We start from the raw sequence: 25,966 nt of genomic DNA on the forward strand, positions 1-25,966 counted from the left end.
TCGGCGACAAGGTTTAGAGGAAAAGCAAATGCGTAAGATTAAACGAAACGATGAAGTTATCGTTATCGCTGGCAAAGACAAAGGTAAGCGCGGCAAAGTAAATCGCGTGCTTCCTGACAATCGCTTGATTGTGTCTGGTGTGCAAATGATTAAAAAGCACCAGAAGCCAAACCCTCAAATGGGTGTTGCAGGCGGTATCGTAGAAAAAGAATCACCTATTCAGGTGTCAAACGTTGCAATCTACAACCCGAGCACGCAGAAAGCCGATCGAGTTGGATTCAAAGTGTTGGAAGATGGAAACAAGATTCGTGTTTTCAAATCCAACGGTGAAGCTGTAGACGCGTAGGCGGATTGAGTTTATATCATGGCTAGGTTGAAAGAAATTTACAAAAACGAAATCGCTGCAAAGCTTAAAGAAGAGCTAGGTCTTGCTAATGCGATGGAAATTCCACGTATTACTAAAATCACCCTTAATATGGGTGTTGGCGAAGCTATCGGCGATAAGAAAGTTTTAGAGAGCGCAGTAAGCGATCTAGAGAAAATTGCTGGTCAAAAACCTGTAATCACTAAAGCGCGTAAATCTATCGCGGGCTTTAAGGTTCGTGAAGGTTGGCCTGTTGGTTGTAAAGTAACTCTACGTCAAGACAGAATGTATGAGTTCCTTGATCGTTTGATCAACATCTCTATTCCGCGTATTCGTGACTTCCGTGGCATTAGCGGTAAGCAGTTTGATGGTCGTGGAAACTTCTCTATGGGTGTGAATGAGCAAATCATTTTCCCTGAGATTGACTACGACAAGATCGACAAGTTGCGCGGGTTGGATATTTGTATCTCCACAACAGCACGTACCAACGATGAAGGTCGAGCGTTGTTAAAAGCATTCAACTTCCCGTTTAAAGGCTAGGAGCTTAGAGAGCAATGGCAAAAAAATCTATGATTGCTCGCGAAGTTAAGCGCGCAAAAGCAGTAACAAAACATGCGGCTAAGCGTGCCGAGCTTAAAGCGATTATTAGCAGCCCAGCATCCTCAGAGGATCAAGTTTGGGAAGCGACTTTGAAGCTACAGAAATTACCTCGTGACGCAAGCCCTGCTCGCCAACAGCGTCGTTGTCGAGTGACTGGTCGTCCACACGCTGTTTACAGAAAGTTTGGACTTTGTCGTAACAAATTGCGTGAAGCTGCCATGCGCGGCGACGTCCCTGGTCTAGTTAAAGCTAGCTGGTAATCCAGGGGAGATAGGAGCAAATTTATGAGTATGCAAGACCCGTTAGCAGATATGCTAACTCGCATCAGAAACTCTCAACAAGTAGGTAAGGCTTCCGTTGCTATGCCTTGTTCAAAGCTTAAGCGTAACGTTGCGCAGGTTTTGAAAGATGAGGGTTATATCGCTGATTACGCAGTTGACGAAACTAACCCTGCAAAACCGGTTCTGAATATCGAACTTAAGTATTTTGAAGGTAAGCCAGTAATTGCTGAGTTGTCTCGATATAGTCGTCCGGGCCTGAGAGCTTACGCAGGTAAAACTGAACTTCCTTCTGTTCGTGGTGGACTTGGCATTGCTATTGTTTCCACGAGTAAAGGTGTTATGACTGACCGCGCAGCACGTGCAGCTGGTGTCGGTGGTGAAGTTCTCTGTACAGTTTTCTAAGTTGTCTTTTTGGCAAGTTGAAAAGATTTTGACAGGTATTTGATATGTCACGTGTTGCAAATAGTCCGGTTGAATTGCCCGCAGGTGTGGACGTTACTTTTAAAGGGCAAGACCTAACCGTTAAAGGCGGTATGGGTACTCTCGAGCTTCGTATCCACGATAGCGTCGAAGTAAAAGAAGAAGATAAAACATTGTTGTTCGCTGCTCGTGATGGTGCGAAAACTTCTCGTGCACTGTCAGGTACTATGCGCGCGCTGGTTAACAATATGGTTATCGGTGTATCTCAAGGTTTTGAAAAGAAACTTGAGCTAAACGGTGTGGGTTATCGTGCGAAAGCATCTGGTAACACATTGAACCTTACTTTAGGTTTTTCACACCCTGTTGATTACACGCTTCCTGAAGGCGTAACAGCAGAAACGCCAACCCAAACTGAAGTGGTTCTTAAAAGTGCTGACAAGCAATTGCTTGGTCAGGCGGCTGCAGAAATTCGTGGTTTCCGTCCACCAGAGCCTTATAAAGGTAAAGGCGTTCGTTATTCCGATGAGTATGTACGTCGTAAAGAAGCTAAGAAGAAATAATTAACTTTTTGAAGCTTAGAGAGCAGAAACCTATCTGGAAGGTTTTATAAAGTATGAACGTAAAGAAACAGTCAAGAATTCGTAGAGCTCGTCGTTCACGTGTGAAAATCCGTGAACTACGTGCAACTCGATTGTGCGTAAACCGCACTCCACGCCATATATATGCGCAAATTATCAACGCTGAAGGGGATAAAGTTCTAGCTTCTGCTTCTACAGTTGAAAAAGATTTACGTGGTGAGAAAACTGGCAATATCGAAGCTGCAGCAAAAGTTGGAAAGCTGATTGCTGAGCGAGCTAAAGCAGCAGGCGTTACTGGTGTTGCTTTTGATCGAAGCGGGTTTAAATACCATGGTCGGGTTAAAGCATTGGCTGATGCTGCCCGTGAAGCTGGTCTGGAATTCTAAAGGTTGAGTTATGTCTACAAATGAAAAAGACAACAACGTAGCAGCGCAAGAAGGCTTGCAAGAGAAGCTTGTTCAAGTAAACCGCGTTGCTAAAACTGTAAAAGGTGGTCGTATCTTCGGTTTTACAGCTCTGACCGTTGTTGGCGATGGAAATGGTAAAGTTGGTTTTGGTCGTGGTAAGGCTCGTGAAGTGCCTATCGCCATTCAAAAAGCGATGGAAGCAGCTCGCAGAAATATGATTCAGGTTGAGCTAAATGGTGACACCATTCAGTATCCAACTAAAGGTCGTCATGGAGCGTCTAAAGTATTCATGCAACCAGCCTCTCAGGGTACTGGAGTTATTGCTGGTGGTGCTATGCGTGCCGTTCTTGAAATTGCCGGCGTACAAAACGTATTGGCAAAATGTTACGGTTCGACGAACCCTGTTAACGTTGTTCGTGCGACATTCGAAGCGCTGAGAGCTATGGCATCACCGGAAAGTGTTGCTGCTAAGCGTGGAAAAAACATCGAAGAAATTTTGAATTAATGCCCCACTCTTTCGGTGGCAATTTGTTGAGCGATTGAAGTCATGGCTAAAAAGACGGTAAAAGTTACTCAAACCAAAAGCGTTGCTGGGCGTTTAAAGGCGCACCAAGCATGTATTAGCGGTCTTGGTTTACGTAGAATCGGTCACACCGTAGAAGTGGAAGATACTCCATCTGTTCGCGGTATGATCAACAAAGTCAATTACATGGTGCAGGTGGAAGGAGAGTAAGATGCGTTTAAATACTTTGAGTCCTGCTCCTGGAAGTACTACCAGCAAGAAGCGCGTTGGTCGCGGTATTGGTAGTGGACTGGGTAAAACATGTGGACGTGGTCATAAAGGTCTTAAGTCCCGTTCCGGTGGTACAGTTAAACCAGGTTTCGAAGGTGGTCAGATGCCACTTCAAAAGCGTCTACCAAAATACGGTTTTAGCAGTCGTATTGGACGTGTTACCGAAGAAGTACGTTTAGCTGAGCTAAATAAAGTGGAAGGTGAACTAGTCGATATTGCAGCGTTAAAAGCCGCTGATGTTATCGGTGAAAACACAAAACGTGTTAAAGTCTTCCTATCCGGTGAGCTTAAGAAGGCAGTTACAGTAAAAGGCTTAGCGGTAACTAAAGGTGCTAAAGCTGCCATTGAAGCAGCTGGCGGTAAAGTAGAAGAGCAGGCATAAGAGCCTGCCATCGCAAATAGCGAGGGTTAAATGGCAACGCCAGGTAATTTGCCACTAGGAAATCAGAAAGGTTTAGGCGAGCTTTGGGCTCGCCTTAAGTTTTTATTCTTAGCGATAGTCGTTTATCGTGTAGGAACTCATATCCCGGTTCCGGGAATGGATCCTGAGCGAGTGGCACAGTTGCTAAACCAGAATCAGGGTACCATTTTGGGGATGTTTAACATGTTCTCCGGTGGTGCTTTTGAAAGGATGAGTATACTTGCTCTGGGGATTATGCCTTATATCTCTGCGTCGATTATCATGCAGATGATGACCGCTGTGACCCCTTCTTTAGAACAGCTAAAGAAAGAGGGCGATGCTGGTAGAAGAAAAATAAGCCAATACACACGTTATTTGACGGTTGCGTTAGCGACTGTTCAGGCGTTTGTTTTTGTTTCAAGTATGAAAGGCAATGCCTATCCAGGTATGAGCATGCTGAGCTTATATGTGGTTGCGGTTTCTTCTTTAGTTACTGGATCGGTTTTCCTTATGTGGTTGGGCGAACAGGTAACAGAAAGAGGAATTGGTAACGGTATCTCGATGATTATCTTCGCAGGTATTGTTGCTGGTTTGCCAGGAGCTATTGGTCAAGCGTTCGAAAGCGCGAGACAGGGTGATCTACACCTGATTGTACTGCTTATCTTGACCGGTTTACTTGTTGCTGTAACAGCATTTATCGTGTTGATGGAGCGAGGCCAGCGTCGGATTACTATCCAGTACGCTCGTCGCCAACAAGGGCGTCAGGCTTATGCTGCGCAGACTAGCCATCTGCCATTAAAAATTAATATGGCTGGTGTTATCCCTGTGATTTTTGCCAGTAGTATCCTGCTTTTCCCTACCACTATTCTTCAGTGGTTCGGTTCTTCAAGTGAAGGTAAGACTGCAGAGATTCTACAAGAGATTGCATTAGCTATTGGCCCAGGACAGCCGCTTAACTTTGTCCTGTTTGGTACCTTAATTATTGCTTTTTGCTTTATATATACAGCAATGATGTACAACCCAAAAGAAGTTGCAGACAACTTGAAAAAGGGTGGTGCATATATCCCGGGGATTCGTCCAGGGGAGCAATCAGCAAAGTATATTGATAGTGTTTTGACTCGTCTTACTGTGGTTGGGTCAATATACATCTCTGCGGTGGCATTATTACCGCAGTTTTTAACAGCCTCAGCTAATATCCCCTTCTATTTGGGTGGTACGTCTCTGTTGATCGCTGTTGTTGTGGTTATGGATTTTATGTCTCAGGTTCAATCGCACTTAATGTCTCATCAGTACGACTCAGTATTGAAGAAGGCAAACTTACAAAGTTATGGGCGTGGCCGGTAGGCGTAAAAAAGTTTTCACTATTGAGGTAATGTCATGAAGGTTCGTGCTTCAGTAAAAAAAATGTGTCGTAACTGCAAAGTGATTCGTCGCAAAGGTTCTTTGCGTGTAATCTGCTCTGCAGAGCCTCGTCATAAGCAAAGACAAGGCTAATTAAGGCATTCAGGTCTGGCCGCCCGGCCAGACCTTTCAACGTTTCAAGCGTTGATAAATTGGAGGTGTTAACTGTCGTTGGGTGAGGAAACTCCTTAACTATTGCAATTTGGTGACTTAATCGCTATTCTTGCGCGCTTTTTAGGGTGCGGAGTGGCTTAAGCTGCTGTTAACACTGAATATCGTATCTATATCGGAGTAAATTGAATGGCTCGTATAGCTGGTGTCAACATACCAGATAATAAACATGCCGTGATTTCCCTAACCTATGTTTATGGTGTAGGAAAAACGACTGCAAAGCAGATTCTTGCAGCGACAGGCGTACCAGAGTCCAAGAAAATCGGCGAACTAGATGAAGCCGAAATGGATTCTATCCGTACCGAAGTTGCTAAGTTAGCTGTTGAAGGTGATTTGCGTAGAGAAATCTCCATGAACATCAAGCGTTTGATGGACTTGGGATGCTATCGCGGTATCCGTCACCGCAGAAACTTGCCAGTACGTGGTCAGCGTTCAAAAACTAACGCTCGTACTCGTAAAGGTCCTCGCAAGCCAATTAAAAAGTAATTGGATAATCATTAACAGAATTAGGTTAGGAAAATATTGCTATGGCTAAGCCAAGTGGTAAATCCGCAACAAAGAAAAAGGTCAAAAAGACCGTTGTTGATGGCGTTGCTCATATCCACGCTTCGTTCAACAACACTATCGTAACTATTACAGATCGCCAGGGTAATGCACTTTCATGGGCAACGGCTGGTGGTTCAGGTTTCCGTGGTTCTCGTAAAAGTACACCTTTTGCTGCTCAGGTAGCTGCAGAGCGTGCAGGCGTTGCCGCACAAGAATATGGTGTAAAGAACCTTGACGTTGAAGTTAAAGGTCCAGGGCCCGGTCGTGAGTCGGCAGTACGTTCACTTAATAATGTTGGATTTAAAATCAACAATATTACTGATGTTACGCCAATCCCTCACAACGGTTGTCGTCCACCTAAAAAACGTCGAGTGTAAGGAGGGAGAATCATGGCTCGTTATCTAGGTCCTACCTGTAAATTATCTCGCCGTGAAGGCACAGATTTGTTCCTTAAGAGTGGCGCTCGTCCTCTTGAGTCAAAATGTAAAGCCGAAACTGGTCCAGGCCAGCACGGTCAGCGCCGCGGTCGTTTATCTGACTATGGTGTTCAGCTTCGTGAGAAGCAAAAAGTACGTCGTATTTACTGCGTACTGGAAAAACAATTCCGTGGCTACTATAAAGAAGCTGCACGTCGTAAAGGCGCAACAGGTGAAAACCTGCTTAAGCTTCTAGAATGCCGTTTAGACAATGTTGTGTATCGTATGGGCTTTGGTGCTACTCGTTCAGAGTCTCGTCAGCTTGTATCCCACAAGTCTATTACGGTAAACGGCCAAGTTGTTAACATTCCTTCCTTCCAAGTAGCTGAAGGCGATGTTGTTGCCGTTCGTGAGAAGTCAAAGAACCAACTTCGTATTCAAAACGCTCTAGGTATCGCAGCTCAACGCGGCGATGTTGATTGGGTTGATGTCAATTCTGACAAAAAAGAAGGCACCTTTAAGCGTGTCCCAGATCGTGAAGATCTACCCGCAGAAATCAACGAAAACCTTATCGTAGAGCTTTACTCGAAGTAAGGAAATATCAACCTAAAACAGGTGTGTTTATGCAGAGTGCTGTGAATGAATTTTTGACGCCGCGTCATATCGATGTAACTGAAATAGCTCCAACTAGAGCTAAGGTTGTATTGGAGCCTCTGGAGCGTGGATTTGGCCACACTCTGGGTAACGCGTTGCGTCGAATCCTACTTTCGTCGATGCCAGGTTGCGCCGTAACCGATGTCGAAATCGAAGGTGTTCAACACGAATACAGTGCAATCGAAGGGGTTCAAGAGGATGTAATCGAAATCCTTTTGAATCTTAAAAACCTTGCAGTTGTTATGCATGGTAAAGATTCAGCAACGCTGAGCCTAAGTAAACAAGGTCCTGGTGTGGTTACTGCTGCAGATATTCAGCTGGATCACGATGTGGAAATCCTTAATCCAGATTTGATACTCGCTAACATCACTGCAGATGTGGCTTTAAACATGAAGTTGGGTATTAATCGCGGTCGGGGTTACCAGCCTGCGGATGCTCGTGAAACGGACGAAGAGGAAAGTCGGGCAATTGGCCGTCTCCGCCTCGACGCTTCGTTTAGCCCCGTAGTGCGATTGGCATATACAGTTGAGAGTGCTCGTGTGGAGCAACGAACTGACCTGGATAAATTGGTACTGGATTTGGAAACAAACGGTACATTGGATCCAGAAGAGGCTATCCGTCGCGCCGCTACGATCCTACAGCAGCAATTAGCTGTATTTGTTGATCTGGAAGGTGAGAAAGAAGCTGAGCCAGAGCAAAAAGAAGATCAAATTGATCCTATCTTGCTTCGTCCAGTTGATGATCTTGAACTTACCGTTCGTTCAGCAAACTGTTTGAAAGCTGAAAATATCTACTACATTGGTGATCTTATTCAGCGCACTGAAGTAGAATTACTTAAAACGCCAAATCTGGGTAAAAAATCTCTTACTGAGATTAAAGACGTTTTGGCATCGAGAGGTCTATCACTTGGCATGCGTCTAGAAAACTGGCCGCCTGCAAGTTTGAAGACTGGAGACTAATAGTATTGGGTCGGGTTTTGCCTGACCCATTCATTTAAATTGCTGAGATAGCAATAGGTTAAAGGGTTATCGTCATGCGTCATCGTCAAAGTGGACGTCAATTAAACAGAAATAGCTCACACAGAAAAGCAATGTTCCGCAACATGGTTGCTTCTTTGGTTGAGCATGAGCTTATTAAGACTACGTTGCCTAAGGCGAAGGAACTACGCCGTCATGCTGAGCCAATTATTACTTTGGCTAAAAGTGACTCTGTAGCTAATCGTCGTTTGGCTTTTGACCGCTTGCGTAGCAAAACTGCGGTAGGCAAATTGTTTAACGAGCTTGGCCCACGTTACGAAGGGCGTCCAGGCGGTTATCTTCGCATCTTGAAGTGCGGTTACCGTGCCGGTGACAAAGCGCCTATGGCTTACGTTGAGTTGGTTGGTCGACCAGCTGGAGCGGGCGAAGCGGAAACAGAAGCTGCCGCAGCTGAATAGTCGTAAAGCTTAAAAAAATGTCAAAATGCCGGTTTAATAGCCGGCTTTTTTTTGCCTGAAATCTGGCATCGAAAATTCTTCGCAAACTGTCCATCAAACCTCTTAAAAACTCGCCGATTCGGCGCAAAATCAAATTTTCTCTGCTAATATCAATTTGTTCGCAAAATAATTGATCTCATGCCAAAAGGCACCTTCAACATTACAACAATGCGTCAAAGATACCTCCAATGGCACGGGCAGAAAACAAGAGAAAACTGCCCACTTGTAACGCAGTTCATTTTTATAGGCGAAAAGCTATGAGCTCTTTGGATCAGCTGTTTTATTGGCGTGGAATAGCCGACAGTTACCATAATTACCGGGGAGAATACGTAAAGGTTCCTCACGAATACCGGGTTAACTTGTTAAAAGCGATGGGTGCCGATCTTTCCGATCAAAAAACAATCGACAAACAAGCATACGATCTTGATGTTGCTCCATGGACGAAGTGGATGCCATCTATCATTGTTTCTCCCAGTTTTGGCCGACAAGGTTTTTACCTGAATGTATCGCCCGCAGAGTTAAAGACATTATTTCAGTGGGAGGTTAGTCTTGAGGGGAAAGTGGTCAAAAAAGGCAGCTTCACTCCAGTTGAGCTGGACGAAGTGGGCGATTATCTATACCAGGGAGAGCGATATTCCCGTCATTTTCACGTTATTACAGATTTATCGCCAAACTATTATTCGCTGACGATTACCGCTGAGGGGAAAAGTCAGACGTCAACCCTGGCTTATGTGCCAAAGAAAGCATACCAACCCGAGTGGTCTGAGAGAGGGGAGAGGATATGGGGCACAATTATCCAGTTATATACCCTAAGGTCGGATAGAAACTGGGGGATTGGTGATTTCTCCGATTTGAAACTGTTAATTGAAAAAACCGCCGCTAAAGGTGCGGGATGTATCGGGCTCAACCCTTTGCATGCGTTGTTGCCGGATGTTTCCCATAACTGCAGCCCTTATAGTCCTTCTGATCGACGCTTTATTAACCCTTTATATATTGATCCAGAATTTGTTGAAGAAAGCCGTACCCTCGTGTCTGGTGAGTCTGCGAGTGCCGGCCATTTTGCAGCGCTTCAGAAAAAAGCTGAAGAGCTAAGATTGACTGATAAAGTCAATTATGAAGAAGTTAAAAAAATTAAATACAGTGCTTTCGAACTTCTCTTTACTATCTTCGACGATCAACATATAAAGGCACGTTCAGCTCGAGCAAAAGAATTTTTTGATTACCTTCAGGAAGAAGGTGAGCCGTTGCAAAATTACGCTGTTTGGGAAGCGAAAAATAATCCATTTTTAACCGATCATGACTTTGATCGGCAAGTGGTATTTCATTGTTATCTTCAGTGGTTAGCTGAGCGTCAGCTTGAATTTTGTCAGCAGCATGCGTTGAAGTTGGGAATGCAAGTTGGTTTGATCCGCGACCTGGCAGTGGGAGCCGATGCCGGTGGCGCGGAAGTAACCAGTAACCCGAATCTTTTTTGCGAAGCAGCCGCAGTAGGTGCGCCGCCGGATCCTTTTGCTCAACAAGGGCAAAACTGGGGACTGCCACCAATGGATCCTATGCATCTTAGGGAAACGGGTTACGCACACTATATAAGTCTGTTGCGAGAAAATATGCAACATTGTGGTGCATTACGTATCGACCACGCTATGAGTCTAATGCGTTTGTGGTGGTGTCCTCCTGGACAAACTGCGGATCACGGTGCATACGTTTATTACTCGTTCGAAGAAATGTTGGGGTTGTTGTTGCTGGAGAGTTACTTAAATCAATGCGCTATTATCGGTGAAGATTTGGGTGTGGTTCCAAGCGAGTTTCGTGATGCGATATGCCGGGCCAAAATTTTTACGAATAAAGTTGTGTATTTCGAAAAGCAGGGAAACTGGTTTAAACAGCCTGAAAATTATGAAAGCCATGCACTGGCGATGGTTGATAACCACGATGTTCCTACCTTAGCCAGTTGGTGGGTAGGCAGCGATTTGGCTTTACGTGACCAGCTCAATTTGCTCGAAGAGGGAATAAGCTATGAACAGCTGATGAAAGAGCGCTATGAAGACAAATGCCAGATAATTAATATGTTAAAACATCACGGTCTATGTCCGCAGCATTGGCAGGAGCGTGATCTAAAAGAAGAGGCCGATCAGGCTCTGGTATTCGCGATACTGAAGCTTTCATCAAAGGTTGCATCGAAGTTCTTTGTTATACAGCTGGAAGATTTATTGTTGATGGAAGATCCAGTAAATGTCCCCGGCACATTTAAAGAGTATGATAACTGGCAGAGAAAAATATCTGTCAATATAAAAACAATTTTTGAAGATAAAAACATTGACGCATTGTTGCGAGATATTTCAGAAATAAGAAAATCGTAACGGTAAAAATCGAAAACTAGATAAGGTGAATTCAGGTTATGGATGTTCTGTCTAATGACATAATTCAGTCCATTGTGAATGCAGATTGTGAAGATATCTTTGCTTACTTGGGGCAGCATAAAGTTGATGCAAATAAAATTGCCATCAGAACCTTTCTTCCTAACGCGACAAGCGTGGAAATCCTTGATTATAACACTAAGAGCGTAGTAGCCCGATTGGAACGTATCCATGAAGCGGGCATTTATGTTGCGGTACTAGAGCAAGACTTTTTTGATCGCTATTTAATTAAAGCATCCTATGTAAATAGCGAAGACTTGATTTTTGAAGATCCCTATCGATTTGGGTCAACTATCGGTGAGCAGGATTTATATTTATTTGGTGAAGGCACTCATGAAGCCGTTTACCAGTTTATGGGCGCTCATTTGATTTCCATTGATGGTGTTGAAGGTTGTCGTTTTTGCGTGTGGGCACCTAACGCCCGTCGTGTTTCTGTAGTGGGGGATTTCAATTTCTGGGATGGGCGCAAGCATATGATGCGCAAACATATACCCAGCGGAATATGGGAAGTCTTTATACCAGGAATAAAGGCAGGAGATTTATATAAATACGAAGTTCGGGGGGCCGACGGACACCTTTTACCTCATAAAGCAGATCCATATGGCTTTGGTGCGCAACTTCCCCCTGACCAGGCTTCGGTTGTTGTCGATGATAAAAGCTATGAGTGGCAAGACGAAGGCTGGAAAGGTGAACGACATTGGAGAACGCATCGTGCCGGCCCTATCGCAATTTACGAAGTTCATCTTGGTTCATGGAAGCGTAAAACGGAAGAAGGTAATCGTTACCTGACGTATCGCGAATTGGCGGAAGAGCTTATTCCTTATGTTAAGGATATGGGGTTTACGCATTTGCAATTAATGCCAGTGAGCGAATTCCCTTTCGATGGTTCTTGGGGATATCAGCCTGTTGGTTTGTATGCACCGACTAGCCGCTTTGGTTCCCCCGATGACTTTAAATATTTTGTTGACTGTTGCCACCAATCCGGCATCGCTGTGTTAATTGATTGGGTTCCCGGGCATTTCCCAACCGATGGGCACGGGCTTGGGCGTTTTGATGGCACACCATTATATGAGCATGCCGATGCACGTCAGGGTTTTCACCCGGACTGGAATACCTATATTTTTAATTACGGTCGTAAGGAAGTGGCTAACTATCTTATGGCTAACGCGCTTTATTGGTTATCGGAATTCCATATCGACGGCCTGCGTGTGGATGCTGTGGCCTCCATGTTGTATCTGGACTACAGCCGTAATGAAGGAGAGTGGATTCCCAATATTTATGGTGGGCGGGAAAATCTTGAAGCCATAGATTTTATTCGGAATGTTAATGCGCGAGTCTATCAAAACTTTCCTGACACAATGATGGTTGCTGAAGAGTCGACAGCATGGCCAGGCGTATCTAAACCTGTGCATTATGGTGGACTGGGTTTCGGCTTTAAGTGGAATATGGGATGGATGAATGACAGTCTGGAGTTTATGTCGAAAGAACCTATTCACAGGCAATATCATCATCACGATATGACATTCAGTCTGTATTACGCGTTCAGTGAGAATTTTATTTTACCGTTGAGTCATGATGAAGTTGTTCACGGTAAAGGCTCTATTTTATCCCGTATGCCAGGAGACGCCTGGCAGCAATTTGCCAACTTGCGTGCTTACTATTCGTTTATGTGGGGGCACCCAGGCAAGAAATTGTTATTTATGGGAAGCGAGTTTGGGCAAGGTCCGGAATGGAACCATAACACTGGCTTAGAGTGGCACCAATTGGGTATTAAGGAGCATCGAGGTATTCAAAATCTGGTGCGGGACCTAAACAATATCTATATGTCTCGCGAAGCTTTGTATCACAACGACAGCGAAGAAAAAGGTTTTGAGTGGGTAGAGGCGGATGACCGTCATAACTCTGTATTTATTTTTATCCGTAAGTCGGAAGAAACCGGGCGCTCGCTACTATTTATTTCCAATTTTACGCCGGTATTAAGGGAGGATTATCGAGTTGGTGTGAATGAGCCCGGCTATTATGTCGAGCTTCTTAATACCGATAGCGATATTTATGGAGGAGGTAACAAAGGCAATGGTGGTGGCGTGATGTCGGAAGAGGTTTCCTGGCATTATCGAAAACACTCAATTAATGTCACTATTCCGCCACTTGCATCCATCATTTTTGAATTGCAATAGACAAAACGCATTGAGTAATGAACGACAAAAAAATATATAAAACTCGAGAAGGTTCACCGTATCCACTCGGTGCTACCAGCGAAGACGGAGGGGTTAACTTCGCGCTCTTCTCAGCTCATGCGGAATCCGTACAGCTATGTTTATTTGATGAGATCGGGCAGAACGAAATTGCGAGGATCGATTTAAAATATTGTACGGACCAAGTTTGGCATGTATATGTTGAAGGGCTCGAACCTGGTGCCTTATATGGTTATCGGGTACATGGTCCCTATGAACCTCAACGGGGTCATAGATTTAACAGCAATAAATTATTGCTTGACCCTTACGCGAAAAAAATTGACGGGGTTTTTCATTGGGCCAGTATTATGTACGGTTACAATGCCGAGCACCCACAACAGGATCTTATTCTTGATGACCGTGACAACAGCAGGGAAATGCCTAAGTGTGTTGTTGTCGCGCAAGATGAGTTTCATTCAGATTCACCAAGACCTCCTAAACCGAAAGTACCCTGGCGGGAAACGGTTATTTATGAAACCCATGTCCGGGGTTTTACTCAGCTTAATCTGGAGGTTCCGGCAAATCAGCGAGGTACGTTTGCCGGGTTATCCCACCCGAATGTTATTAAATACCTAAAACAGTTGGGTGTGACATCCGTCGAGCTATTACCGATTCACGGATTTATTGACGAGCATTTTTTGGTGTCGCAAGGCCTTTCCAATTATTGGGGCTACAACACGCTGCACTTTTTCTCTCCTCACCACGGTTATATCAGCGGTGGCTCTCGAAAAGAATTTCGAGAAATGGTGGATGCCTTCCACGCAGAAGGTTTAGAAATAATTCTTGATGTTGTCTACAACCATACCGCTGAGGGTAACCATCTGGGGCCAACCCTTTCTTTTCGTGGAATCGACAACGCTTCATATTATGTACTGCAAAGTCACGATGCGCGTTTTTATGCAAATGATACCGGTTGTGGTAACACGTTAAATGTGAAACACCCTCGTGTACTGCAAATGGTTATGGACAGTTTGCGGTACTGGGCTGATGAGATGGGGGTTGATGGTTTTCGTTTTGATTTGGCTACGGTACTTGGTAGGGAAGCGCATGGCTTCGATCCTGGTAGTGGCTTCTTCGATGCAATCCGTCAGGACCCCACGTTGGGACAGTGCAAGCTTATCGCTGAGCCTTGGGATATTGGCCCAGGGGGTTACCAGTTAGGAAACTATCCATCTGGTTGGGCCGAATGGAATGACCGTTATCGAGATACTTGCCGGAAATTCTGGCGGGGGGATCCCGGTATGCTGCCCGAATTTGCCACTCGTATTCATGGTTCAAGCGAACTCTTTGAGCACAATGGTCGTGGGCCTTCATCCTGTATCAATTTTATCGCCAGTCACGATGGCTTTACGTTAACGGACTTAGTTACATACAAAGAACGGCATAACGAAGCGAATAAAGAACAAAACAAAGATGGTCATCACGCAAACTTTAGTGATAACTACGGTGTGGAAGGTGATAGCGATGACCTAAAGGTGGTGACGTTACGTGGTCGACAAAAAAGAAATTTTCTGGCCACCTTATTTTTGTCACAAGGGACCCCTATGCTGCTGGCCGGGGACGAATTAGGGCGCTCACAAAAAGGCAACAACAATGCCTATTGTCAGGACAACGAAATTAATTGGTTGGACTGGCAATGCATCGATAACGACGGCAGGGATTTACAGTTATTTACCCGCTACCTGATTTCGTTACGCCGTCGATATCCTATGTTCACTGCACCCAAATATATCCATCTACCCGATGAGCAAACAGAAGGTGTTGTGCAGTGTGTTCGCTGGATTTCAGAGTCGGGCGAGGAGATGCAGGAGCGTCAGTGGACGGAACAATTTACCCAAAGTTTAGGTTGGATTCTGGATGCCAAGCCGCTTGATAAAGATGCAGATATCGAGCCGGAAAGACTTTTAATTTTATTTAATGCCAGTTCGGATAGTGTTGTCTTTACACTGCCGAGAGATCCCAATATTAAAGAATGGCACTGTCTATTAGATACCTATTTTTCTGATGGCTTGCCAAGGAATACCAGTTTTTCCGCCGTAAGTTCAGTGGAACTGAATGCTAAGACCATGCAACTATTTGCGGCGAAGTTTGAAATGTAATACTCATTTTTTGTTTTAACTGGGGAAGCTTATGAACGCAGATCTACCAGGCCCTGTATTAAGTAACGATGCCGAACAGGTTACCAGTGATTTACATCGCCATTTTAACTACACCTTAGGTCGTTTCAATACCGATGAGCAACAAGGGTATATGTTAACGGCTCTGTCGCTAACTGTTCGAGATCGTTTGATGGAGCGTTGGCGATTAACCCGTGAAGCAGAGATTCAAGACAAGCCTAAACGCGTTTTCTATCTTTCTCTAGAGTTCTTGCTTGGTCGAAGTTTACATAACGCTATCTTAAACCTGGATGTTGAAGAGTCCGTGCGACAGGCGCTCGCGGATTTTGGCTGTCGCCTGGAAGATATTGAAAGCGAAGAGCGGGATGCCGGTTTGGGTAATGGTGGTTTAGGTCGACTCGCCGCGTGTTTTATGGATAGCTGCGCAACCCTTAATTTGCCTGTGCGTGGTTATGGCATTCGCTATGAATACGGTATGTTCCATCAAAGTCTTTGTGAAGGACGGCAAGTGGAGCAACCTGATCACTGGTTGGTTGAAGGAAACCCTTGGGAGATCGAACGGCTTGGTCGAACACGCCGCATTAAATTCTACGGGCGTACTGAATTTTTACATAATGCCAAAGGCAAAATATTTGCGCGTTGGGTAGATACTCAGGATGTTCTTGCCATCCCTTATGATATGCCAATCCCTGGTTACAATAACGATGTCGTCAATACCTTAAGGTTGTGGAAAGCGGCTGCAACAGATGAATTTAATTTGCAGGAATTTAACGAAGGCGACTATTCCGATGCAGTTGCCCAGAAAAATCTGGCCGAACAGATCACCATGGTGCTCTATCCAAACGATACGAGTGAGAGTGGTAAAGAGCTGCGTTTAAGGCAGCAATACTTTCTGGCCTCTGCAAGCTTACAGGATGTAATTTCTGATTGGGTGAAGCGAAACGGAGAAGATTTTTCCGAGTTTGCCAACTACCACTGTTTTCAGTTAAACGACACGCATCCTACTTTGGCTGTTGCTGAATTGATGCGTATTCTCGTTGATGAATATATCCTCGATTGGGATGAGGCTTGGGAAATTACCACTAAAACGATGGCCTATACCAACCACACGCTATTGCCGGAAGCCTTGGAAAAGTGGTCAGTACGTTTGGTTGGCGAGCTTCTGCCAAGACTGTTGGATATTATTTACGAAATCAATGCGCGCTTCATGGCCGTTGTTGCTCATCGATGGCCAGGAGACGTGGATCGTCAAAGACGCATGTCTATTATCGAAGAAGGCCATGAACCCAATGTGCGAATGGCCTACCTGGCTATTGCCGGCAGTTTTTCGGTCAATGGTGTGGCTGCGCTTCACTCACAATTATTAACCTCGGGTTTATTTAAAGACTTTTACGAGTTATGGCCGGAGAAATTTAATAATAAAACAAATGGGGTAACACCTCGTCGTTGGTTGTCTCATTGTAATCCCCGTTTAGGTAATTTAGTTTCAGATGCAATAGGTGATAGCTGGGTAACGAACTTCAGCGATATTAAAAATATTGGCGAGTACGCCGGAGACGCTTCGTTTCGTGAAAAATGGTTTGAGGTTAAACAGGACAATAAAAAAGCACTTGCACAACTGGTTAAAGATAAATGCAATGTGGATTTTGATACCAGTTTTATGTTTGACGTCCAGGTTAAACGTATTCATGAGTACAAAAGACAATTGATGAACCTCCTGCATGTTATCCATCTTTATGACCGAATAATTCGGGGGGAAGAGGACAGTGTTCATCCGAGATGTGTGTTGCTGGGTGGTAAAGCCGCTCCTGGTTATGCTTTAGCTAAATTGATTATTAAATTAACAAGTAATGTTGCTCAGGTCATTAATTCGGATAAAAAAGTATCAGAAAGATTAAAACTGGTCTTTTTGCCGAACTATAGAGTATCGGCAATGGAAGTTATTTGTCCGGGTACTGATCTATCCGAGCAGATTTCCACCGCAGGTAAGGAAGCATCTGGTACCGGTAACATGAAGTTTATGATGAACGGTGCGTTAACTATTGGTACTTACGATGGTGCCAATATTGAAATTTTAGATGCGGTTGGTGAAGATCATTTCTTCCTGTTCGGATTAAAAGAAGAGGAAATTGCCGATTACCGTGCTAGAAATGATCCAAGTACTATAATCAGTAATGACACAGACTTAAATCGTGTTATGAATCTTTTAGAGTGCGGCCACTTTAGTTTGTTTGAGCCTGGAATATTTGATCCCATTATTCATTCAATTCGCAATGCTTATGATCCGTGGATGGTGGCGGCGGATTTTCGGGCATATGTGCAGGCGCAAAACAAAGCTGCGGATTATTATCAGAATAAACAAGAATGGATAAAATCCAGCATTCTCAATACCGCCGCCAGCGGCCACTTTTCAAGTGATAGAACAATCTCCGAATATGCGAAAGATATTTGGGGAATTAAAAAACGATGAATAATGTATAGATTGCCGAAAATAAAAAACACGGAGAAGCCAAATGCTCGATCCTAATTCTCGCTATGTTAGCCGTTTAACTCGGGATACCATGGCACTGGTCCTTGCCGGGGGGCGAGGCAGCCGTTTACACGAATTAACAGACTGGCGTGCTAAGCCAGCATTGCATTTTGGGGGAAAGTTTCGAATTATCGATTTCCCCTTATCGAACTGTATTAATTCGGGTATCCGGCGAATTGGGATATTAACGCAGTATAAAGCGCACTCTTTAATCCGCCATATTATCCGAGGTTGGAGTCACTTTAAAAAAGAACATGGTGAATTTGTCGAAGTGTTGCCTGCATCCCAACGGTATTCACCTAATTGGTATCAAGGAACTGCCGACGCCATCTTCCAGAATATGGATATTATTCAAGCCGAGGCACCAAAATATTTATTGGTGCTTTCTGGCGACCATGTTTATCAAATGGATTATGGTGCGATGTTGGCCCATCACGTTGAATCTGGCGCAGACTTAACCGTATCCTGCATGGAAGTGCCTATTGAGGAAGCGGCTGGTGCGTTTGGTGTGATGTCGGTTGATGAAAACAATCGAATATATCGTTTCGATGAAAAACCTGCTAACCCAACAGAGTTAAAAGACAAGCCTGGCTACACATTGGCCTCAATGGGAAACTATGTTTTTAATACGGAGTTTCTCTTTGACCATTTGCAGCGTGATGCCGAGGATGATTCGTCGGAACATGATTTTGGTAAAAACATTATTCCGTCTTTAATTGAAGAGTTTACTATTCAGGCTTATCGGTTCCGGGACCCTGATACCGGCGACACATCATATTGGCGTGACGTGGGGACTTTGGATTCATTCTGGCAGGCCAATATGGAATTGGTAGAACCGAGCCCTTCCTTAAATTTATATAACCGCCATTGGCCTATCTGGACTTATCAGACACAACTACCTCCTGCCAAATTTGTGTTTGACGACGATGACCGCCGAGGCTATGCAGTTGACTCTATGGTTTCCGGTGGCTGTATTATCTCCGGAGGTAAAATAACCGGCTCTGTTGTATTCTCGGATGTTCGGGTTCATTCCTATAGCGAAATTGAGGAGTCTGTATTATTGCCGGAGGTCACAATTCATCGCCGGGCTAAGGTTAAGCGCGCGATTATCGATTCGGCATGTGTGATCCCTGAAGGTATGATCATCGGCCACGACCACGAGCACGACAAGGCTCGCGGTTTCAGAGTAACCCAGAAAGGCATAACTCTGGTAACAAGAGAAATGCTGGAGAAACTGGATAGCGGTAACAAGTAGCTCTAAGAGGCTTGCTCGATTAGAGCAAGCCTTGTTTTCCCACTGCCCATCACTTTACACTGTTGTCCTCAAATCAACCTCTGTTAAATAGAATTTCTATGCAAAATAATAAAAAGATTCTTATGGTTGCTGCCGAAAACGATGCGTTGCCTAGAGCAAAAGTTGGTGGCGTTGGCGATGTTATCCGTGACGCACCTAAAGCTTTAATCAAGCAAGGGTGTGAAGTGGATGTGGTTTTGCCTTCATATGGTTTTCTCGCAAGGCTGGAGGGGGCAGTATTAATTACCAGCTATGCAGTAATCTTTGGTGGCAAAATATATGAAATATCATTGCTCCACTATCAGGAAAAAGGGTCGAAAGTTAATAATATTATTCTGCACCATCCTGAGTTCGCTCCTAAAGGCGAGAAGGTTTATTGTAACGACCCCGATTGGCAGCCCTTTGCAACAGATGCAACCAAATTTGCATTATTTTGTGCTGCTGTTGCTCAAGGGTTGAAGATCGGGGCAATTGCCCGGCCAGATGTGATTCACTGCCATGATTGGCACGCGGCGTTTTTGTTGATTTTGTTAAAATATGCCGCACAGTATAAAGATCTGCTGGGAATTCATACCGTATATACCATTCATAATCTGGCCATGCAGGGGGTACGACCTTTAAAAGGTGATGAGTCATCATTTGCTCAATGGTTCCCTGAGTTGGCATACGATGCGGAAATGATTTGCGATGCGCGTTTTAAAGATTGCGTAAACCCCATGAGGGCAGGAATACTTCTTGCGGATAAAGTGCATACAGTATCTCCGACCTACGCCGAAGAAATTCAACATCCGAGTCAATACAGCCAAGGTATTTATGGTGGCGAAGGCCTGCAGCATGAATTGAGTATTCGTGCGCAGAACGGTGATTTAGTGGGTATTTTAAATGGCTGCGAATATCCCAAGGGGGCAAAGTACACCAAACCATCGCGCAAAAAAATTGGTGAGATGATTGATACTGCGTTATTGAAATGGGCTGCTGAATCAACGCATTTAGCCAGTGCGCACTGGATTGCTGAGCGGCGTACTAAAGATTGGCTGGCGAAAAAAAATGCTGGTTTTACCATGCTTTCCATTGGTCGAGTTACCGAACAGAAATCCCGTATTTTGCAGACTAAAGTCTCCCGTGGGCGCACAGCATTGGAAGTTATTCTCAATCGGTTAGGTGATGAAGGAACATATATTATGCTCGGTAACGGTGATTCAAAATTGGAATCATTCTTTACCAAAATGAGTGCGGTACACGATAACTTTATTTTCCTAAACGGATACTCGGACGCTTTGTCTCAGGAGTTGTATAAGTTTGGTGATCTCTTTCTTATGCCCAGTTCGTTCGAGCCTTGTGGTATCTCTCAAATGCTAGCTATGCGTGCGGGCCAGCCTTGCTTGGTGAATCAGGTTGGTGGATTAAAAGATACGGTTACCCACACTAAGAATGGATTTGCCTTTAGTGGTAATAATATATTTGAGCAGGCGGAAAATCTGGTCGGTATTTTTGATGAAGCACTAAATCTCTACCAAAACAATAACGTTATTTATGCGAGCTTATGTAAGGCAGCAGCAAAAGCACGTTTTACCTGGGAGGAAAGTGTTAAGGCTTATTTGGAACGCATCTATTAAAAAATAATTATGCGATAGATGCTTAAAGCCGGTGAGCTTTAAGCGTAAAATCGTGTACTTTATTCCAGTCAGTGTATTCGACGTTTGTACGGGGGTCGGTAGGCCCCTTGGTTAATACCATAATAAAACGAATGATCAATCTGTCCCAAAATGAATACCGCTGATAGTTTAGTCTACCGGCGAAAACGCCTATCAAGTTCGGTTGCCAGGTAATTTCAGAAAAAAACTTCTTCACATAAGGGTTGGTTGTTGGCTGGTTTTTCTCTGGCTTTCGGGCAACGACATTCACGGAAAAAAACGCACTGGGTTTTTCTTCTAATAGCGCCAGGTTATCATCAATAAACTGATAGACACTTGGGTTATGTTTGCCATAACGAATACTCGCGCCGATAATGATTTTTTCGTGCTCTTTTAGTTCCTGTTTGCTGGCCTCTGTAAGTGGTTTACAGAGGGCATAGTTCCCCAGGCGTTTCAGGTCCAACTGAATCCGCTCACATATTTTCTTGGTTTGGCCATCTGTAGTTGAGTAAAGAAGAAGATACTTACCCATTGTTTATGCTCAAATTAAATACAAGGCGGAATATACTGAGTTGAGTAAGCTTCTTCCTTAAGCTAGGACAAATTTGGTGCCTGTTTATAGGAATTCTGTCATGCAGCGCTTATAAGCGCTGGATATAACTGCGGTATGCCTGGTTGGCGGGAATATGAGGTCGACTGTGAATGGTGTGATTAACCCAGGTTTTGGCATCCTCTAGTGTGTGAAATGCCGCCATGGGAAAATTATCTGGACAAAACGCCCTTCCTACGGTGGTCAGGTCTTTTCGCTCATCACCATAAACAACATTACAAAAACACATAAAATTGCTGACTTCACGTATTAAACGATTGAATATGGATGGGTCTACAGAGTAGCTATTGATCTTGTCGGATATCCAGCCGAAGGGGTGAATCATATTTAGCTTCAAAATCCGGATTATTTCGTTTAAATAACTTTTATTTAAGTCTACCCCTTCATTTATTCTAACGATTATTAAAAACTGATGAATTTCAAACTGTGCAAAGCTTGTCGTAATTATTCTCATTATTTCGTGATTTTTATTGTATTCTGGGTGGACGTTTCAGGGCGCGATTATATCAGTGATTTTATTTCAATTCTCAATAATAAAATGATTGTATATTTGATTTGGGTTGTTTTTTTTATTTTCTGGCGTTTTATGTTTTTTGATGAATTTCTCGCTCGGAAAAAGGTATGAAGGAAATGAGGGTGAAAATACCAAAACCGGTTGATAAAATATTTTCAGGCTATCCAAAAGAAGCAAGAAAATGTTTGCTTGATTTACGTAATATAATTTACGAAGTGGCGAAAGATGAAGGCGTGAAAATGTTGGAGGAAAGCCTTAAGTGGGGAGAGCCCAGTTATCGGCCTATAAACCCTCGGATTGGCACCGCTGTCAGAATAGCCTGGAAAAGTAAGACGCCGGAAAATATCTATTTATTTGTAAATTGTAAGACTTCACTAGTTGATAAGTATCGTGTTCTTTTTTCTGACGTATTAACGTTTGAAGGGAATCGAGCTGTTGTGATACCAATAAATAAACCCTTGTCGTACGAACCGCTTCGGGAGTGTATTCGTTTGGCTTTTTGTTATTTCCTGTAATTCAAGGGGCAGAGTCTATTTTTTATCTGAAAGATGTTCGACTTGGTAGCTTAGCTCTTCAAGGCATTTTGCAAGAGTGTAGTAATATTTTTCGATACTGACATGAATAAAGTTTCCAGGGTAGCTTTCTTCTACACCATTTTCTCCATACTGGCTCGCACGAACATCGCATTGCTTTACATCTTGATACACTTGTTTGAATGACGTGCCGGGTTTGGTCAGAATTATTTTTCCACCTACAGGCATGTATTGTTGTCTAACGGTGGCTGAGTGACTGCGATAGGCATTAAGTACAAAATTTTCAGGAAAATAGCCTTCGGAATCGACTAGTTCCAGGTTGTGGCCTTTTATACAGGTTGTATGCTCTTTGTATAAGTTTGGTGTAATTAAATGCTCCGGTATTTTATGAAGCGGTGCTGCTCGTAGAATAAATTGCTTTTTATAAATGTCTTCCTGGCATTTTTTCTGTGCATCGAAAAAATTTTCGGTATTTTCATTTGATACTCTCCATGAGGTGACGTAGGCATTGCCGTCGTTGTCAATAAGCTGCTCTTGTCGAATAGAGTCCGGCAATTGAACAGCGTAGAGAGGAGGATGATTGGGCCGTAAGAAGAGTAGAATATCTGTGCCTGCACTGGGCGCTTGAGGCCCGGTGCAGGAAGCGAGTGTCGCTAGTAAAAGACTGTAAATTGCATGTTTCTTCACAAGCGAGGGTTTACTTTTTTGCACTCAGTAAAGGCTTGAGAAATTTCCCTGTGTGGGATTTCTTAACTTTGCAAATGGCTTCCGGTGTTCCCGTTGCAATAATTTCTCCACCGCCGCTTCCGCCTTCTGGGCCAAGATCAACAATCCAATCGGCAGTTTTGACTACATCCAAATTATGCTCAATCACCACAATGGTGTTGCCGTGATCTCTCAGACGATGCAATACATTAAGCAATTGCTGAATGTCGTGGAAGTGTAAGCCTGTGGTGGGTTCATCCAGAATATACAGTGTTTTTCCCGTGTCTCGCTTGGAAAGCTCTTTCGCCAGTTTTACCCGTTGCGCTTCACCACCAGACAGCGTGGTGGCAGCTTGTCCCAAACGAATATAGGACAAGCCGACATCAATCAGCGTTTGCAGCTTTTTCGCCACAGCGGGGATAGCATCGAAAAATTCGCGAGCATCTTCAACCGTCATATCCAGACATTCGTGGATATTTTTACCTTTGTATTTGATTTCCAGCGTTTCACGGTTATAGCGTTTACCGTGGCATTGGTCGCAGGGTACATAGACGTCAGGTAAAAAGTGCATTTCCACTTTGACAACACCATCGCCTTGGCAGGCTTCGCAACGCCCACCCTTCACATTAAAGCTAAACCGGCCTGCTTTGTAACCCCGTGAACGGGCTTCCTGAGTGCCTGCAAAGATATCCCTGATCGGTGTGAATATTCCCGTGTAGGTTGCGGGATTTGAGCGTGGTGTGCGTCCTATGGGGCTTTGATCGATGTCGACACATTTATCCAAATACTGAAAGCCGTCAATGCTTTCGTAGGCCGCTGGTGTCAGTGTGGTTGCACCATTAAGTGTCGTTGCTGCTAACGGGTACAGGGTGCTGTTAATCAGGGTTGATTTGCCTGAGCCGGAAACACCTGTCACACATGTCATTAAGCCTATGGGAATTTCCAGAGTAACGGATTTCAGGTTATTCCCTGTTGCACCGGATAACACGAGTTTTTGATCCTGTTTATTAGAATTACGGATCTGTGGTACCGCAATGGCTTTTTTTCCGCAAAGGTATTGGCCAGTGACAGATTTTTTGGATTTTATAATTTGTTGGTAGCCGCCTTGCGCAATAATTTCGCCGCCGTGAACACCTGCTCCAGGGCCGACATCAATAATATAATCTGCGGTTCGAATGGCATCTTCATCATGTTCGACAACAATAACGGTATTGCCAAGATCACGTAAATGAGTGAGCGTTTTTAACAGGCGGTCGTTGTCCCTTTGGTGTAAGCCAATCGAAGGCTCATCTAAAATGTACATAACGCCAACCAGGCCGGCACCTATTTGGCTGGCGAGTCGAATTCGTTGAGCTTCACCACCGGACAGTGTTTCTGCGCTCCGGTTGAGGGTTAGATAATTCAACCCGACATCCACTAAAAAACGGAATCTGTCTCTCAGTTCTTTTAGGATTTTATCGGCGATTTCTTGTTTTGAACCACTGAATTCAAGCTGAAGAAAATACTGGTGAGCGTCACCAACAGGCAGTTCAGTGATTTCCGGCAGCGTTTTATTATCGACAAAAACATTACGGGCATCTTTGTTAAGACGTGCACCACCACAGTCGGGACAGCGCATGGTAGAGAGTAATTTCGCCAACTCTTCCCTGACAGAGGAAGAATCCGTATCACGATAGCGTCTTTCCAAATTCGGTATTACACCTTCAAAAGCATGTGTGCGGTGGAAAGTATCGCCGCGATCATTTTCGTAGGTGAAGTCGATCACCTCTTCGGCTGAACCGTACAAAATGATATTGCGATATTTTTTGGCGAGTTTGTTCCAGGGTTTTTCAATATCGAAGCCGTAATGTTCCGCCAGCGATGTCAGCATATGGAAATAATACAGGTTGCGTTTATCCCAACTGCGAATCGCGCCTTCTGACAGAGAGGCTTCCGGGTAATGAACGATTTTATCTTCAGAAAAAAACTGTTTAACGCCTAAACCATCGCAGGATGGGCAAGCGCCGGCAGGGTTGTTAAAGGAAAATAGTCGGGGTTCCAGCTCGGATAACGCGTAATCACATACTGGGCACGAATGCTTGGCCGAGAATACTTGATCGCTTTTTTTGCCGTCCATATCTGCGACTATGGCGATGCCGTCGGATAGGTGAAGAGCGGTTTCGAAGGATTCCGCCAGGCGAACCTGAATATCTTCCCGAACTTTAAATCGATCGACAATCACTTCTATGGTGTGTTTTTTCCGCTTATCTAATTTCGGCGTGTCGTCAAGGTCACATACGATGCCATCAATCCGGGCGCGAATAAAACCGTCTCTTTGCAGGCTATCAAATACATGCAGATGCTCACCTTTTCGATCGCGAATAATGGGAGCGAGTAGCATGGTTTTGCTGCCTTCTGGCATGCGTAAAACCTGATCGACCATTTGTGAAACGGTTTGTGCGGAGAGTGGCTCTCCGTGAATAGGACAGCGAGGCTCTCCCACCCGAGCGAAAAGCAGGCGCAGGTAGTCGTAAATCTCGGTGATAGTACCCACAGTAGAGCGGGGATTGTGCGATGTGGACTTCTGCTCAATAGATATTGCCGGGCTCAGACCTTCAATATGGTCAACGTCCGGTTTTTCCATCATGGATAAAAACTGTCTGGCGTAGGTGGATAAGGATTCAACGTAGCGTCTTTGTCCTTCGGCATAAAGAGTGTCGAAGGCAAGGGATGATTTTCCCGAACCGGATAAACCGGTAATCACTACCAGTTTGTCTCGGGGGATTTCCAGATTGACGTTTTTTAAGTTATGTGTGCGTGCGCCACGAACAACAATTTTATCCACGGATGAGTTCCAGTCTTATCTGATAGGTTGGCGTAAAACGAAGCCCGCT

Annotated in this window: 27 protein-coding genes; 23 read left to right on the plus strand and 4 right to left on the minus strand. The window is 44.3% G+C overall.

The annotated features are described in order from the left end of the window. The first annotated feature begins 28 nt into the window (after positions 1 to 28). The 22 genes from rplX (at position 29) to P5V12_RS00920 (ending at position 20,713) form a co-directional block, all read left to right on the plus strand. Positions 29 to 346 (plus strand): 50S ribosomal protein L24, encoded by a 318-nt coding sequence (rplX, locus tag P5V12_RS00815; RefSeq protein WP_316955336.1) that lies wholly within the window; start codon positions 29 to 31, stop codon positions 344 to 346. 18 nt (positions 347 to 364) lie between these two features. Continuing rightward, on the plus strand, positions 365 to 904 hold the full coding sequence (gene rplE, locus P5V12_RS00820; protein ID WP_316955337.1) for a 50S ribosomal protein L5: 540 nt from the start codon (positions 365 to 367) through the stop codon (positions 902 to 904). Between the two features lie 14 nt (positions 905 to 918). Further along, positions 919 to 1,224, plus strand: a complete 306-nt coding sequence (rpsN, locus tag P5V12_RS00825; protein ID WP_316955338.1) for a 30S ribosomal protein S14 — start codon at positions 919 to 921, stop codon at positions 1,222 to 1,224. A gap of 24 nt (positions 1,225 to 1,248) precedes the next feature. Continuing rightward, positions 1,249 to 1,647, plus strand: a complete 399-nt coding sequence (rpsH, locus tag P5V12_RS00830; RefSeq protein WP_316955339.1) for a 30S ribosomal protein S8 — start codon at positions 1,249 to 1,251, stop codon at positions 1,645 to 1,647. Between the two features lie 44 nt (positions 1,648 to 1,691). Next, positions 1,692 to 2,225 carry a 50S ribosomal protein L6 gene (gene rplF, locus P5V12_RS00835; protein ID WP_316955340.1) on the plus strand — a complete coding sequence of 178 codons (534 nt, stop codon included), beginning with the start codon at positions 1,692 to 1,694 and terminating at the stop codon, positions 2,223 to 2,225. Positions 2,226 to 2,278: 53 nt separating this feature from the next. Next, a complete protein-coding gene (gene rplR / locus P5V12_RS00840) occupies positions 2,279 to 2,629 on the plus strand; it encodes a 50S ribosomal protein L18 (protein ID WP_316955341.1) in 351 nt (116 codons plus the stop codon). A 10-nt stretch (positions 2,630 to 2,639) separates the two neighbouring features. Then, on the plus strand, positions 2,640 to 3,155 hold the full coding sequence (rpsE, locus tag P5V12_RS00845; protein ID WP_316955342.1) for a 30S ribosomal protein S5: 516 nt from the start codon (positions 2,640 to 2,642) through the stop codon (positions 3,153 to 3,155). A gap of 42 nt (positions 3,156 to 3,197) precedes the next feature. After that, positions 3,198 to 3,383 carry a 50S ribosomal protein L30 gene (rpmD, locus tag P5V12_RS00850; RefSeq protein ID WP_316955343.1) on the plus strand — a complete coding sequence of 62 codons (186 nt, stop codon included), beginning with the start codon at positions 3,198 to 3,200 and terminating at the stop codon, positions 3,381 to 3,383. 1 nt (position 3,384) lies between these two features. Next, positions 3,385 to 3,825, plus strand: coding sequence for a 50S ribosomal protein L15 (rplO, locus tag P5V12_RS00855; protein ID WP_316955344.1), 441 nt, complete (start codon positions 3,385 to 3,387; stop codon positions 3,823 to 3,825). 30 nt (positions 3,826 to 3,855) lie between these two features. Next, a complete protein-coding gene (secY, locus tag P5V12_RS00860; RefSeq protein ID WP_316955345.1) occupies positions 3,856 to 5,187 on the plus strand; it encodes a preprotein translocase subunit SecY in 1,332 nt (443 codons plus the stop codon). A 33-nt stretch (positions 5,188 to 5,220) separates the two neighbouring features. After that, a complete protein-coding gene (gene rpmJ, locus P5V12_RS00865) occupies positions 5,221 to 5,337 on the plus strand; it encodes a 50S ribosomal protein L36 (RefSeq protein WP_316955346.1) in 117 nt (38 codons plus the stop codon). A gap of 207 nt (positions 5,338 to 5,544) precedes the next feature. Next, a complete protein-coding gene (gene rpsM / locus P5V12_RS00870) occupies positions 5,545 to 5,901 on the plus strand; it encodes a 30S ribosomal protein S13 (RefSeq protein WP_316955347.1) in 357 nt (118 codons plus the stop codon). Between the two features lie 41 nt (positions 5,902 to 5,942). Continuing rightward, entirely contained in the window at positions 5,943 to 6,338 is a 396-nt protein-coding gene (rpsK, locus tag P5V12_RS00875; RefSeq protein WP_316955348.1) for a 30S ribosomal protein S11, read from the plus strand. Between the two features lie 12 nt (positions 6,339 to 6,350). Continuing rightward, positions 6,351 to 6,971, plus strand: a complete 621-nt coding sequence (gene rpsD / locus P5V12_RS00880; protein WP_316955349.1) for a 30S ribosomal protein S4 — start codon at positions 6,351 to 6,353, stop codon at positions 6,969 to 6,971. A 29-nt stretch (positions 6,972 to 7,000) separates the two neighbouring features. Beyond that, on the plus strand, positions 7,001 to 7,990 hold the full coding sequence (locus P5V12_RS00885) for a DNA-directed RNA polymerase subunit alpha (RefSeq protein ID WP_316955350.1): 990 nt from the start codon (positions 7,001 to 7,003) through the stop codon (positions 7,988 to 7,990). 74 nt (positions 7,991 to 8,064) lie between these two features. Next, positions 8,065 to 8,466: a 50S ribosomal protein L17 gene (rplQ, locus tag P5V12_RS00890; protein ID WP_316955351.1), complete on the plus strand. Its 402-nt coding sequence runs from the start codon at positions 8,065 to 8,067 to the stop codon at positions 8,464 to 8,466. A 296-nt stretch (positions 8,467 to 8,762) separates the two neighbouring features. Further along, positions 8,763 to 10,865 (plus strand): 4-alpha-glucanotransferase, encoded by a 2,103-nt coding sequence (gene malQ / locus P5V12_RS00895; protein ID WP_316955352.1) that lies wholly within the window; start codon positions 8,763 to 8,765, stop codon positions 10,863 to 10,865. 38 nt (positions 10,866 to 10,903) lie between these two features. Next, the gene (gene glgB, locus P5V12_RS00900) at positions 10,904 to 13,099 is read left to right on the plus strand and encodes a 1,4-alpha-glucan branching protein GlgB (protein WP_316955353.1); all 2,196 of its coding nucleotides are present in this window, start codon (positions 10,904 to 10,906) and stop codon (positions 13,097 to 13,099) included. Between the two features lie 17 nt (positions 13,100 to 13,116). Beyond that, complete coding sequence (glgX, locus tag P5V12_RS00905; RefSeq protein WP_316955354.1) at positions 13,117 to 15,255, plus strand: glycogen debranching protein GlgX; 2,139 nt, start codon at positions 13,117 to 13,119, stop codon at positions 15,253 to 15,255. A 31-nt stretch (positions 15,256 to 15,286) separates the two neighbouring features. Continuing rightward, positions 15,287 to 17,743 carry a glycogen/starch/alpha-glucan phosphorylase gene (locus P5V12_RS00910; RefSeq protein ID WP_316955355.1) on the plus strand — a complete coding sequence of 819 codons (2,457 nt, stop codon included), beginning with the start codon at positions 15,287 to 15,289 and terminating at the stop codon, positions 17,741 to 17,743. A 43-nt stretch (positions 17,744 to 17,786) separates the two neighbouring features. Next, complete coding sequence (glgC, locus tag P5V12_RS00915) at positions 17,787 to 19,058, plus strand: glucose-1-phosphate adenylyltransferase (RefSeq protein ID WP_316955356.1); 1,272 nt, start codon at positions 17,787 to 17,789, stop codon at positions 19,056 to 19,058. Between the two features lie 98 nt (positions 19,059 to 19,156). Continuing rightward, positions 19,157 to 20,713: a glycogen/starch synthase gene (locus P5V12_RS00920; RefSeq protein ID WP_316955357.1), complete on the plus strand. Its 1,557-nt coding sequence runs from the start codon at positions 19,157 to 19,159 to the stop codon at positions 20,711 to 20,713. Between the two features lie 22 nt (positions 20,714 to 20,735). On the opposite strand, the gene hemG is transcribed toward P5V12_RS00920, so the two are convergent. Together hemG and P5V12_RS00930 are read right to left on the minus strand one after the other, a co-directional pair. Next, positions 20,736 to 21,263 carry a menaquinone-dependent protoporphyrinogen IX dehydrogenase gene (gene hemG / locus P5V12_RS00925; RefSeq protein ID WP_316955358.1) on the minus strand — a complete coding sequence of 176 codons (528 nt, stop codon included), beginning with the start codon at positions 21,261 to 21,263 and terminating at the stop codon, positions 20,736 to 20,738. 109 nt (positions 21,264 to 21,372) lie between these two features. Next, entirely contained in the window at positions 21,373 to 21,666 is a 294-nt protein-coding gene (locus P5V12_RS00930) for a hypothetical protein (protein WP_316955359.1), read from the minus strand. 311 nt (positions 21,667 to 21,977) lie between these two features. Here P5V12_RS00930 and P5V12_RS00935 point away from each other — a divergent pair, with 311 nt between their 5' ends. Beyond that, on the plus strand, positions 21,978 to 22,370 hold the full coding sequence (locus P5V12_RS00935; protein WP_316955360.1) for a DUF1801 domain-containing protein: 393 nt from the start codon (positions 21,978 to 21,980) through the stop codon (positions 22,368 to 22,370). A gap of 15 nt (positions 22,371 to 22,385) precedes the next feature. Here the strand turns inward: P5V12_RS00935 and P5V12_RS00940 are convergent, their stop codons facing one another. Both P5V12_RS00940 and uvrA read right to left on the minus strand, forming a co-directional pair. Continuing rightward, entirely contained in the window at positions 22,386 to 23,075 is a 690-nt protein-coding gene (locus P5V12_RS00940; RefSeq protein WP_316955361.1) for a hypothetical protein, read from the minus strand. Between the two features lie 10 nt (positions 23,076 to 23,085). Then, the gene (gene uvrA, locus P5V12_RS00945) at positions 23,086 to 25,917 is read right to left on the minus strand and encodes an excinuclease ABC subunit UvrA (RefSeq protein WP_316955362.1); all 2,832 of its coding nucleotides are present in this window, start codon (positions 25,915 to 25,917) and stop codon (positions 23,086 to 23,088) included. Positions 25,918 to 25,966 lie beyond the last annotated feature (49 nt).

This window comes from Teredinibacter sp. KSP-S5-2, assembly GCF_032773895.1.
GTDB lineage: Bacteria > Pseudomonadota > Gammaproteobacteria > Pseudomonadales > Cellvibrionaceae.